Source organism: Candidatus Tisiphia endosymbiont of Temnostethus pusillus, from assembly GCF_964264675.1.
Lineage (GTDB): Bacteria > Pseudomonadota > Alphaproteobacteria > Rickettsiales > Rickettsiaceae > Tisiphia.
Genome location: NZ_OZ183472.1, coordinates 905,107 through 918,351 on the forward strand (window position 1 = coordinate 905,107; position 13,245 = coordinate 918,351).

Annotated in this window: 10 protein-coding genes and 1 pseudogene; 3 read left to right on the forward strand and 8 right to left on the reverse strand. The window is 33.6% G+C overall.

Annotated elements, in window-relative coordinates:
• Nucleotides 1–56: 56 nt before the first annotated feature.
• The 8 genes and pseudogenes from thrS to ACFEL2_RS04340 all read right to left on the reverse strand — a co-directional run bounded on the left by thrS (nt 57) and on the right by ACFEL2_RS04340 (nt 10,276).
• Nucleotides 57–1,970, reverse strand: a complete 1,914-nt coding sequence (gene thrS / locus ACFEL2_RS04310; protein WP_375332333.1) for a threonine--tRNA ligase — start codon at nt 1,968–1,970, stop codon at nt 57–59.
• A 323-nt stretch (nt 1,971–2,293) separates the two neighbouring features.
• A complete protein-coding gene (locus ACFEL2_RS08430; protein ID WP_410521671.1) occupies nt 2,294–3,304 on the reverse strand; it encodes a DEAD/DEAH box helicase in 1,011 nt (336 codons plus the stop codon).
• Between the two features lie 951 nt (nt 3,305–4,255).
• A pseudogene (locus ACFEL2_RS08435) lies at nt 4,256–4,369 on the reverse strand (AAA family ATPase); the annotation flags it as partial.
• Nucleotides 4,370–5,290: 921 nt separating this feature from the next.
• The gene (locus ACFEL2_RS04320; RefSeq protein ID WP_375332335.1) at nt 5,291–5,692 is read right to left on the reverse strand and encodes a hypothetical protein; all 402 of its coding nucleotides are present in this window, start codon (nt 5,690–5,692) and stop codon (nt 5,291–5,293) included.
• A 121-nt stretch (nt 5,693–5,813) separates the two neighbouring features.
• Entirely contained in the window at nt 5,814–6,158 is a 345-nt protein-coding gene (locus ACFEL2_RS04325) for a hypothetical protein (RefSeq protein WP_375332336.1), read from the reverse strand.
• Nucleotides 6,158–7,177 carry a DNA cytosine methyltransferase gene (locus ACFEL2_RS04330; protein ID WP_375332337.1) on the reverse strand — a complete coding sequence of 340 codons (1,020 nt, stop codon included), beginning with the start codon at nt 7,175–7,177 and terminating at the stop codon, nt 6,158–6,160. Before ACFEL2_RS04330 ends, ACFEL2_RS04325 begins: the two co-directional genes overlap by 1 nt.
• A 16-nt stretch (nt 7,178–7,193) precedes the next feature.
• Entirely contained in the window at nt 7,194–9,713 is a 2,520-nt protein-coding gene (gene leuS, locus ACFEL2_RS04335; protein ID WP_375332338.1) for a leucine--tRNA ligase, read from the reverse strand.
• A gap of 38 nt (nt 9,714–9,751) precedes the next feature.
• The gene (locus ACFEL2_RS04340; RefSeq protein ID WP_375332339.1) at nt 9,752–10,276 is read right to left on the reverse strand and encodes a DUF3576 domain-containing protein; all 525 of its coding nucleotides are present in this window, start codon (nt 10,274–10,276) and stop codon (nt 9,752–9,754) included.
• Between the two features lie 476 nt (nt 10,277–10,752).
• Between ACFEL2_RS04340 and ACFEL2_RS04345 the strand changes: the two genes are divergently transcribed.
• The 3 genes from ACFEL2_RS04345 to ACFEL2_RS04355 all read left to right on the forward strand — a co-directional run bounded on the left by ACFEL2_RS04345 (nt 10,753) and on the right by ACFEL2_RS04355 (nt 13,188).
• Complete coding sequence (locus tag ACFEL2_RS04345; RefSeq protein WP_375332340.1) at nt 10,753–11,379, forward strand: dioxygenase; 627 nt, start codon at nt 10,753–10,755, stop codon at nt 11,377–11,379.
• A 183-nt stretch (nt 11,380–11,562) separates the two neighbouring features.
• Entirely contained in the window at nt 11,563–12,258 is a 696-nt protein-coding gene (locus ACFEL2_RS04350; protein WP_375332383.1) for a TlpA family protein disulfide reductase, read from the forward strand.
• Between the two features lie 3 nt (nt 12,259–12,261).
• Nucleotides 12,262–13,188 (forward strand): S49 family peptidase, encoded by a 927-nt coding sequence (locus ACFEL2_RS04355; RefSeq protein WP_375332341.1) that lies wholly within the window; start codon nt 12,262–12,264, stop codon nt 13,186–13,188.
• Nucleotides 13,189–13,245: the final 57 nt, after the last annotated feature.

Below are 13,245 nucleotides of genomic sequence, written 5' to 3' on the forward strand. Positions count from 1 at the left end.
CTTCCATTATACCCCTGGGATAAGAATTGACAAATTCTTATCCCAAATTCGCGTATTTATGTTAAATAGCGAATATTCTGATCTTTTACAAGCTTTACTAGATTTTGTAGAGAAATAATTTCCTGCTGATCTGATCCTAGTTGTCTTATAGTCACAGTATTATTTAGCATTTCTTGTTTACCAACAACGGCTATTATAGGTACTTTATTATTAGAAAAATAGCGTATTTTATAATTAATCTTTTCAGGCGAAATATCGACATCTGACCGTATTCTTTCACTAATCAACAATTTGTGTACTTCCAATGCATAGTCATTTAAGTCACTTGTAATGGTGGCAATAGCTACTTGTACAGGGGCTAACCATAAAGGAAAACGTCCAGCATATTCTTCAATTAATATGCCAATGAACCGTTCAAAAGAACCAAGCACAGCTCTATGCAACATTACGGGTCTTTTTTTCTCACCGTTCGCTGCAATATAGTAAGCATCAAGACGTTCTGGTAAGACAAAATCAACTTGTAGAGTACCACATTGCCATTCTCTACCTATTGAGTCTTTAAGGCAAAAATCTAGTTTTGGTCCATAAAATGCACCATCACCGGGATTTAATATGTAAGAATAACCGGCTTCTTTTACTGCTTCTTTCAGAGCATTTTCTGCTTTATCCCAAACTTCATCGCTGCCAGCCCGTACTTTAGGACGATCTGAGAATTTAATTTTAATATCAGAAAAACCAAAATCTTTATAAATCTCGGTTAAGAGACCACAAAATTTTACTGTCTCACTGTTAATTTGTTCCTCAGTACAAAAAATATGTGCATCATCTTGTCGAAAAGCCTTTACTCTCATCAGACCATGCAATGCACCAGATGCTTCATTTCTATGACATAAACCAAATTCAGACATACGTAGTGGTAAGTCTCGATAACTTTTGATACCCTGCTTAAAAATCTGCACATGACATGGGCAATTCATTGGTTTCATGGCTAATGTTTTATCATCAGCAAGATTTAGAGCAAACATGTCCTCCCTAAATTTTTCCCAGTGACCAGAAGCTTCCCACAGGCTTTTATCAACAAGCACAGGAGTTTTCACCTCGATATATCCAGTTTTTCTGATTTTATTTCTGATATATTGCTCGATAATGCGATATATACTCCAACCTTTATCATGCCAAAATACCATGCCTTGAGCTTCTTCCTGAAAGTGAAATAATCCCAGCTCTCGACCTAATTTTCTGTGATCACGCTTTTCTGCCTCTTCAATCATATAAAGGTAGTTGTCTAACTGTTCTTTTGTTGCCCAAGCTGTCCCATAGATTCTTTGTAACATAGGATTTTTACTATCACCACGCCAATACGCTCCAGCCACTTTCATTAGTTTAAAATGTTTGATGAAGCCAGTTGACGGGCTATGCGGACCACGGCAAAGATCAACAAAGTTACCTTGGCGGTATAATGTAATCTCCTCACTTGCTGGAATCTCTGAAATTATCTCGGCTTTATAATGCTCACCTATTGACTTAAAGAATTCTATGGCTTGATCGCGATTCCATACTTCTCTAGTGATATTTTCGTTTCTCTTGACGATTTCATGCATTTTTGCTTCTATCATCACTAAATCTTCCGGGGTAAACGGTTTATCTTTAGCAAAATCATAAAAAAAGCCATTTTCGATAGCTGGACCTATGGTCACTTGGACATTTGGAAATAATTCTTTAACTGCTTCTGCCGTTATATGAGCAGCATCATGGCGTATTACCTCTAAACATTCAGAATCTTTATAGGTTAGAATACTCAAATTACAATCAGATTCTATAGGTAAACTTAAGTCCTTTAGCTCGTTATTTACTTCAACAACCAAAGCATTCTTTGCTAGAGAAGTAGAAATTTGACTAGCTATCTCCAATCCCGTAATATTTTTTTCAAATTGTTTTTGCGTTCTATCTGGAAAAGTAATAGTAATCATTTTATTTTATCTAATATTGTATCTAATTTTTAGTACCTTGCATATTAGCTTGTTAATAGTTTATATTCAACTTAATTTTTAGGTTGTGAAGGTTTCTATATTAATGATCGATTTCGTCTTGCCTATTTTTTTGTTTAAAGAATTGATAGTTTTTTTGTGGTCGTATTTCGGCAAGTTTGGTGTAAGAGCAATAGAAAACCAATAGAAAAGTAACAGAAAAGTTTTTGTGCAGAGTCACACAGCATTTAAATCTAAAAATCTAAAATCAAACGTTAAAAACAACTATCAATTAGCAACAAGTTGAAGCTGATGGGCTGAACACATCAATCTATTCTGCAGTCTAGTTCTCTGAATACTCCTGTTTCTTTCCATAAACTCTTATTTCCTATAACATAGATAACTTCTTTAGCACGTGTAACTGCCACATTTAAGATATTAGGAGATTTACCTGCCCATATCCGAGTTTTATTTTGGTTTGGTGCTTGAGCCCCTAATACTAGAATTACTGCTTCAGCTTCTCGTCCTTGTACAGTGTGTATTGTTCCAATTCGTTCATTAAGCCAAAGATTCGTATCCGTAGTTATCCAACAATCTAAAACATGATGATCTTTTATAATTTTGCGTAAATTACCTGCAACAAGTTTAAAAGGGCTTATAATATATAGGTTTGGGAATATTGAGGCACTCTTTAATTTATATAATAGTTCAACTACCTTTTTTCCTTCTTCTAGACACCATGTATCTAGTGCTTGACCTTGAACATCAAACCACATAGAAGGACCAAGACAGTTACGTATTGGAGAATTGTTGGGACTCTTTGCTTGTACCATTGAATTTCCGTAGGCAATTGCATTGGAAATACTAAACATAGGATCTGCACAACGCCTATGAACCAATAAAGGTACACCGACTAAACGAATTCCGTCTTTGGTATTAAATTCCGAAAAATATGAAGTTACAGTATCTGATAGGGTTTGAACTGATGCTTTTGGTGCATTAAAACGGTTTGGGTCTACCAAAAATTGTTCACAGATACTTTTTGTTAAATTGTTAGGCAACGTAACCACTGGTTCTATCTGTAAAGGATCACCTGTAACTATAGCACGTTTTGTTCTCATTATAGCTCCTACAGCGGTTTGCGGTAAAGCCTGCCCAGCTTCGTCAATAAGAAGCCATCCAAGAGAATTTGTAGGGAGATCCTTTAACATTCTTCCTACAGATGCAAAAGTTGTTGATACACTAGGTACTACAAGGAAAAAAGATGACCATAAATCTGGCAAAAGTTCCACGGTTTTTTTATCTATTTCACTAGAAGAGCCACCAAAATTTCTCATCAGAACTCCAAGATTGTGACGTAAAGGTTTTGCTGCTGCATCTATAAAAGCTTTATGCAGCTTTATAGCAGAAATAAATACCTCATCGCGTAAGGATTGTGTTTGCGTGTCACACCATGGGGAAACTATATGCCTTTCTTCATGGGATTTTGAAAATAAATTATTATCAATAAAATGAGATCCAAGTTTGTTAGAAAATCTAGGTACAATTCTTTTTACATAATCAAAATGAACAAGTTTTTGGCTTTCTTTATGGGCGATCCTTTGCCCTTCTTTTTGCCAAGCACGAAATGAAGGAGTATTTAGAATACGCCAAATAACATGTGGTTTTGATTTATAATGTTCTAATAAAAGTTCTTCTAACGTTTGCCCCTGTTCTGATCCGCTTTCTAGATTTGCTAAATCTTGAACTAGATTTTTTATTTCCTGTAATTCAGCAAGTCTAGTTCGGCTTGCTTGTAATACATGTTTAAAATCTGTACTAGCTTGTCTCCAACGTCTTAAAGCATCACTATGATTATGTGGGGGATCACTTTCTTCAATAATTCTCGGTTTTCTACGTTCAAGGATTTTGCCGGTTTTTGGTTCTGTAATTTCAAATATCTGTGGTATTCCGCTTGCTTCTGCTAAATATGTTAAAAGCCCAAGATCATTATTCCACCAAAAATTTTTACTAAAATTATTACAATTAGCAATATTTCCAAGTACTGCTGAAATCAAACCCCAACTTTTGCATCCAAATACTAAATCAGATAGAACTGTAAAATAACGCAAATCATTCGCATCGTTTGCAATAGCTTTTAAACTAGGTAATTCAGCACTAATATTTTCAACAGCCTTATTGTTAGAAGATGCAATTAATATTTCAAAACCTTTTAGACTCTTATCTAATTTATAAAAATTTAACCAACTCTGTCCCGTTTTTATTTTGTGTCCTGAATCGGTAAAAGCTTTTTCAGGATCAGCAAACTTCAGTAACGTTTCTGCTCGCTCTGTAACTAATTTTGCAACAATATCACGTAATAAAGTTGTTTTTCCTGTTCCTGGTGGTCCATTAATTGCAAGAATTCCACTGTCTTTTAGTTCAGTCATGGATAAATTAACTACAGCCTGTTGAAGTAATACTAAAGGATATCGTCCTAATCCAGGCCACCTTGCTGTAGGAATGTTTTTGGGAGAAAGAATATTTTGTAAAACAGAAGTATCTAGGATATTATAACGCTTTAATGGGATATTCACACCTAAATACTGCAAGAGGTTTGTTTGAACATTTGGCTTTTGAATTAAACTACTAGCTTTAATTAGATCATTTAGGTAAAAGCTGTTAAGTAGTAAAGTTTTAGTAGGGGTATCTTTTTTACTTGATTCATAAGTTTTGATAGCAAATTGTTTATTTACTAGTATTTCTGTTGGTATCTCAAAAGTATTAGTAAGGTAATTAAGAGCCTCATCTATTACTATTTTATTCAAGGGAAGCTTTTGACCATTTTTATCTCTTTTACACAAGATTGTTTCAAGAGCTATTTCGGTATCTTTTTCAGTTGATGACCATTTACCTAAGTTTTTAAGATTTCCTTTTAAAGCTTGAGGGGCACCCCATGCAAAACTTGAAATACTAACAGAACTGTCGTTTTTAATAAGATGACCATATTGATCTACAATAATTACACCCATAATGGCTTCCCCTGATACATATTTTGCTTCTACATTTGTGTCACCATACTTTTTAGTTAGAGCGGAAAATACATTCTTAAGATTAATTGAACCTATTATTATTTGATAGAATAATTGGAGATAATGAGGCAATTGTTCGCCGCCATTCTCCCAAGGTAGTCTATTATCTAATAAAACAACTAATTCTTTATTTCCTCCTACTAAATCCTCTGGTTTTTTAAATGTTTGGGGCGTTAATATTTCCAAGACAGTCCAAGCTGATAAAACGTTACATGCTTCTTGCGTAGTTAATTTTTTCATTTTATTAGCAATTTAATGTTCTAAGAAGTTTGTTGAGTTCTTTTTAAGAAATCGTTCTTTCATCCACATTTTAAATGCAGATTCTTGAGCATGTATTTTAGAGGTATATCCTTGGTAGTGGATACCAAATCTTGCTATATTCCATCCTAGTGACCATTGATAAACGGTAGCTTCTAGTATTGGGTTATAGTAATTTCCATTTCTACTAAGATACCACCTATTGCGTACGGAAAATATATGCCAAACATATAGTCGTCGTATAAAATATTTGACTACTTGCCACACTTCAAATATGAAAAACAAGATATACTGGAAAGCAGCATTTACAATTTCTTGAACTTTTTCACTCATCTCTCTAATCGCTTTCCAAGTTTTTGTATTAAACTTCTTACGTAACTTTATTACACAGTCCATTTTTAGTGTATTACTAAAACCTGAGAACACTAAGTTATTTTTCAAGTTTTTGGGAGGAGTATTAGTAGAAAACCTTAAGGAGAGCTTTTTTTGTTACAAAATAGTCTCAATTACAAATTGCTTAATAATTGGTAGTAAATTGATCTTTTATAAGAGAAAGAAACTTTGGTTGTTTTTGTTCCTCGTATTCTTTTAAGAAATCATACATACCGGTTGGCAAAAAATTTTTATGTGCTAGGTTGCTAAATTTTTCCCAATGGAAAGTTAAGTGTTGTTCCTTTGATATTACTTCTTTATTTTTAGATAGGCTATGTGAATGTACTTTAAATACAAAAGACTGTTCATGAAATGGTTTCTTATTAATTTCTGAATAGGCATTTTCTGCAATTGGCATATTGGTTTGTAATTTAAGTACTAAACCCACTGCCCACTCAAAAGCTCTGCCATTATTTGTCTGCGTAGCCATTACCCCCCCAAATCTTCTCTAATTGATTTGGCTACCCAATATGCTAAATTTACTGGTACAGCATTACCAACCATTTTATAGCCATTTCTGATATTGGTATAAATGAACTCATAATCATCTGGAAATGTCTGAATTCGTGCACATTCTCGAACGGTTAATCTTCGATATTTGTTTTCATAACCAAGAGCGAACTTTCTCAACTCTTGTCCGTCAACTTTTATCATTTTAGGAGCTTGCGGATGAAATGGAATGTGCCTATCTGTTGCTAAAATAGTAAATGATTGCTCATCCCAACCTCGCGCTCGATTTCTCGACATAAAAATTGGGGAATAACCAGAATCAATTAGCTCATGATTTTTAACTTTTCTAGTTGTTCCAACTTTTAGATCAGCTAGGTCACCTATCACCTGTTTTAAAGTAACTTTGTTTCCCAAAGGTTTAGGAAACTCAAATTTTTTGTTCAAAGATTTGTGATAGCCAATTATAAAAACACGCTCTCGATCTTGTGCCACACCATAGTCACTTGCTTTTAACAATTTCCAACTAACCTCATAGTTTTCTTTTTTGAACATATCTATGATATTCATAAAGGATTTAATATTTCTTGAATGGATTATTCCATGAACATTTTCCGCAACAAAAAACTTTGGTTGTACATGTCTAATAATCCTTATATATTCATGAAATAATTGACCTCTTAAATCGTCAATTCCACGCCTAGCACCAGCTTCTGACCATGATTGACATGGCGGGCCACCAATGACACCCGTTGCACCAAATGGAATATCTTCATTTGGAATATCCAAAATAGAACGCCCATCAAACTTTGATTCAGGAAAGTAGTTTTGATAAGAAGGAGCAATTGTTTTGTCATATTCATTTGCCCAAATTGTCTTGAACCCAGCTTTTGCAAAACCAATATCCATACCACCTGCACCGGCAAATAACGAAACAAGCGTACTGTCTAACGCAGATTCTTTTTGTTTCGGTGTTTTAACAGTAGCATCTTTTATTAACATTTTCTTTCATCCTTATTCACACCACGATATTTACTATTTTCGAGGGTATTATGATAATTTTCTTAGGCTCTTTACCGCTTAAATGTTTCTGTATCTCGGGTAATTGCATTACCATATTCTGAATTTCAATATTGCTCGTTACATTAGCAAATTCGTGCGTAGCCCTCAGTTTACCATTAACTTGAATGGCCATAGTATAAGATTCTAGTTCTAAGAATGATTCGTTGAAAGAAGGCCAAGAAGTTTGATATAATCTTTCCTTATTGCCTAATTTTTGCCAAATTTCCTCTGTAATATGTGGAATAAATGGGTTAAGTAACTTAATCAAGATACTAAAACCCTCTTTAACGCTAGTAATATTGGCTTCCTTACCCTTAGATATTTCATCTGACAAAGCATTAAATAGTTCCCGCATCCTTGCTATGGCTTTATTTAGCTTAAAATCTCTTATTTCTTCGGTAACATGTTTGATAGTGTGATGAGTAAGCTTTGTTAGTTTATCCAGTCTATTTCTAGGAGTCTCTGTTATTTTATTATTAATTAGTATCTCAGCCATATTTTCTAACTTACTGATAAAACGGCTGCACCCTTCAAGACCATTTGCCGACCATTCAAAATCTTTCTCTGGCGGACTATCGGAGAGAACAAATAGCCTAATAGCATCAGCACTATGGTTGGTCAATATTGACTCTAAATCCACGACATTCTTTTTGGATTTACTCATTTTTTCTATTCGCCCTTGAAATACTTCTTCCCCTGTATTCTTATGAACCCACTTATTAGATTGTTTTGTTACCTCATTTGGATACAACCAATTATTATTGGCGTCTTTATAGGTAGCATGTAACACCATACCTTGAGTCAGCAAACTAGTAAAGGGTTCACGAATATTAAGATAGCCTTGTTCGTTCATTACTTTAGTGAAAAACCTTGCATAAAGAAGATGCATTACTGCATGTTCAATTCCACCAATATACTGATCAACAGGTAACCAATAATCACAGGCTTGTTTGTCAGTCATATCTTTTGCATCTACATTACAATAACGGGTAAAATACCAAGAAGACTCAAAAAATGTATCTAACGTGTCAGTTTCACGAATAGCTGGTTTCTGACATTTTGGGCAATTAGTATGTTTCCAAGTAGGGTGTGAATCAAGAGGATTGCCATGGCCATCAAATGTAACATCGTTTGGCAGGGTTATCGGCAATTGTTCTTTAGGTACTGGTGTGATTCCACAAGTCAAACAATATATTATCGGAATAGGGCAGCCCCAAAATCTTTGCCTAGACACGCCCCAATCTTTTAGTCGGTAGTTAATGGTACGTTTGCCTAAACCACGTTTTTCAAGTTTTTCTATAGATTTTTGCTTAGCATCTTGGATAGCAAGATTATTCAAAAAATCTGAGTTGATCATGATACCATCACCAGTGTAAGATTCCGAGTGTACGTCTATTGGAACATCCTTATTAATTACTACTTGCTTTATTGGTAATCCCATTTTCTTGGCTAATGCATGATCTCTTTCATCATGGGCTGGGCATCCAAAAACTGCTCCAGTCCCATAATCCATTAGTACAAAATTTGTTATTATCACAGGAATAATAATTGTAGGATCAAATGGGTGAATAGCAAAAAGGTCAGTAAATACCCCTTCTTTTTCAGCTTTATCTACTACAACATTAGTGTCTAATTGCGAACATTTTTCAATGAAAGATATTATAGCATCATTTTTATCTACTAATTGCTCAATTATTGGGTGATTATAGGCTATCGCAACAAAGCTTGCTCCAAAGATAGTTTCTAGTCTAGTAGAAAATACTTCAATACTAGCTTGATGATCTTTAATTTTAAAACTAAAATTTACTCCTTCCGATTTGCCTATCCATTTTTCCTGCATAGATTTAACAGAATCAGGCCAAAAATCCAATTTCGAAATTTCATTTAATAGCTCCTCAGCATAATTAGTTATTTTTAAAAACCATTGTTTTAAATATTTCTTCTCAACTAAAGCGCCTGAACGCCATCCACGACCATCTACTACTTGCTCGTTAGCTAACACAGTATTATCCACAGGATCCCAATTGACCAAAGATTCTTTTTGATAAGCTAAGCCTCTCTCATAGAGTTCTAAAAAGAATTTTTGTTCATGCTTATAATAATCCGGATCACAAGTTGTTATTTCTCGTGACCAATCATATGAAAAGCCAATGGATTTTAGCTGATCTCGCATAGTTGCGATGTTTGAATAAGTCCAATCTTTAGGATTAGAGTTATTGTTAATGGCAGCATTCTCTGCTGGCAAGCCGAAAGCATCCCAACCCATAGGATGTAATACGTTATAGCCTTGCGATTTCATAAAACGAGCTATGCAATCTCCGATAGAATAGTTACGTAAATGCCCGACATGAATCTTTCCAGAAGGGTAGGGTAACATTTCAAGTACATAATATTTAGGCTTGTCGCTATCGTTTGTTGCAGCAAAAGCTTTTTCCTCAAGCCAAATTCTTTGCCATTTCTTTTCAATATCTCTCATAATTTGTATCGTAAACTATCCTTATTGTAGCAAGTATATCATTCTTTTCTTTCAGCACTAATATATAATTCTCTAGATTTTCTTAAAATTTTATCTTCTATGCTATTAGCTAGGTCCGAAGTAGTATGATTGTCTAGCCAATTACCATTTTTAAGTGTTTGTTCAAATATTTTTACTTGGATGGCATCCGGACTAATAACGTTATCTTTAATAAAAATATTTATTTTAAATCGAAAATTTGTTTGTCCTTTTGGACTATACCATTCAGTAATAATGACTCCACCGACTGAATCTGTTGAAGCAAGAGGCACAAAACTTAAAGTTTCTATAGAAGCTTGCCATAAATATTTATTAACGTTACAGCCTACAGTTTTGGTAGATTCATTTTTGATTCTACTTGGTCTAAACACCAAGCCTTCTCCTCCAACTATTGACCCCATTTCATCCATCTTTCTTTCTTGCACAGTTTTGGGATAGTCTCTATTCTTTGCAATTGTGGCAGTTGGAAAAAGAAATAAAGCTGACATTGTGCCAATAATAGTTTGTTTTAAGTGTGTTTTCATAAATGATTTTATTTTTTTACTATTTCAAGTAGTTTAGCTTTAGTGTACCATAAGAACCACGTGATGTAAAGGATAGCCCTGTTCTTTAAATTAACAAAATAAATATAATGTAACCTCAATTTCGGATTAATTTTATTAATCCGAAATTGGAATGAGAATGTAAACAATCAGGCTTAAAGCGGTTTGACGCCTGATTGTTAAATATTTTATTAGCGATAATAGATTAAAATGTATTTATAGTAAGTGCTTCAAGAATGTATTTTTCTGATATTACAGCCAGTTTTGGATTAAAATTAAAAATTTTAATCCAAAACTGAGGTTAATATAGTTGTAAAAGAATAAAGGATACGATAATTTAAATCTCTATAAGAAAATGTAGAATATCCATCTTCTAATAGAAGTTACGTGAATTTGGGATAAGAATGAACTAATTCTTATCCCAAATGGGGTAAGTTATTAAACATAAATGGTAAAAAATGAAAAATTTGTTATTTTTAATCTGTTTGTATTCCACTATTGCTATAGCCAGTGAATCTAAGTTTTACCCTAATAAGCTTAATTGTTGTAAGATCAGTAAGAGTGCAATGAATGATTACGAACCGGAAGAATTCCAATTATCCAATAACTTACTTAGAAAGACAGGACAACAAGCAGTCTATCGTGGTACAAAAATTATAGTAAAGGGTAGATTATTAGACCAAGATTGCGTTCCAGTAGCAGATGCAAAAATATATTTATGGCAGGTTGGAAGTGACGGAAAATATCCATACATACCACTTCGTACTCGTATCAATAAAAAGATGCTAAACCTTGTAAGTAAATCAAGTTTTACCGGATCTGGCATTGCTACTACTAATAATAAAGGAGAATTTTATTTTATTACTATATATCCTAGTGGAATTTTGCGTGAAACACCTAATGTAAACATTAGAGTCGACCACCTAGTTCTTGGACAGCTACAAACAAAGCTATATTTATCTGATTCAAGAGCTAATTTAGAAAATTGCGGAGAAGTTAGCCATGTTTTGTTCACTGCACTAGATGGCATTAAAACGTACGAATTTGACGTAGTAATGCCGGGACGAACTTTAAAAAGATATTAATGTTTTTAGTTTTCACATCCTCCGCAACAATCTTGTGCAATTGGATTTTCTGAAGGTGGGTTTTCTAATGGTTTTTTTAATCCACAAGAAGTTAAGATTAAGCAGCTTAATAATATTAGAGGTAAAAAAATATTGTTTTTCATGATGATCAATAAATTAATTGGAAATATATTTGTTATTTATATGCATATTAGAAAATATAGTAAACGATTTTTTTTGATTGTAACATATTTGTTGATCAGCACTAATAGTTTTGCATTAGATCAGATCAAATTAGGTGTTAAAATGCTTGATTTATCTAGTGTTCCTGATACGGTGGTTTTTTTTGATGATAAAGGAGAAAAATATTCTCTTGATAATTTTGAAGGAAAAACGATATTATTGGTATTTTGGGCAACATGGTGTGCATCTTGTATTAAAGAAATGCCGGATTTAGATGTATTGCAAAAAGATTTTAGAAAGTTGCCATTTGCAATAATCCCTGTATCACAAGACTATCAAGGAATAGAAATTATCCAAAAATATTATAAAGATTATGATATAAGATATCTGCCAATTTACCATGATTTTAAGAATCAACTATTTAAAGCTTTTTCAATAGTTGGTCTACCAACTGCTATTCTAATTAATCCAGATGGAAAAATGTTAGTAAGTTTTGTTGGTACTATTAATTGGTATGATGAAGAAATTCGCAATATTATTTTGTCAAATATTCCTGGAAACCACCCAGAACCTAAAAATAGTTACCGGGAACAAACGCTTAATCAACCGGTTAATAAACAGTTAAAGGCTGAAGAGCAGGAAAACAAAGATGAAAAACCAAAAATACAACAGAATAATGAGGAAAATAATGCTTCTAAAAACGATAATAAGGAGTAACTAATGTACATAGAACATAATAAAAGTTTAATTGCTGAGGCAAAATTTGATCAGGTAATTGCTAAACGTCAAATAGGTAAGTTAGATCAATTACTTTCATTACTACCTAGAATAGGTTCTAAGGCATCAAAGCCGGTAATTGCTGTTCTTCGCCTTAGTGGGGTTATAGGTAAAGTAAGCTCAGTAAAATCAGGGCTTAGCATAGAATCGCTACATGAGTTAATTGACAAAGCTTTTGAGATCAAAAATCTTAAAGCTTTGTGTTTAACTATCAATTCTCCGGGTGGTTCACCTGTACAATCTGAACTGATTAGTAAACGTATAAGGTCATTAGCTGGGGAAAAGAAAATACCAATTTATAGTTTTGTAGAAGATGTAGCAGCATCTGGTGGATATTGGCTGGCTTGTATTGGTGACCAAATATATGCATCTAAGAGTTCAATTATTGGTAGTATAGGGGTGGTTTCGGCTGGTTTTGGTTTTCCTGTTGCTATCAATAAGCTTGGAGTAGAAAGGAGGGTTTATGCAGAAGGTAAAAATAAATCTATTCTCGATCCATTTCAACCAGTGCAAGAAGAAGATATTGAAATTATTAAGCATATACAAAAACAGATTCACGAGCATTTTATAGATCATGTTAAGGAGCGTCGTATTGGTAAGTTAACGCAAGAAGATGATATTTTATTTAATGGAGCATTTTGGTCTGGGGAAACTGCTGTTGATTTTGGTTTAATTGATGGTATAGATGATATGTATAGTTTCATAAAACAGAAATATGGTGATGTAACTATTAAATATATATCTGCTAAACAATCGTGGCTTAAGAAGAGGTTGGGTATGGTAAGGCAAGATTTCGTGCAAGAATTCTCTGATACATTGATTGAATCGGTAGAGAATAAGATTACTTATGATAGGTTTAATATGCGGTAATTTACGCGAATTCAGGATAACTAGGTTCTTATATCTTAAAACATGTTATAAGTAGTT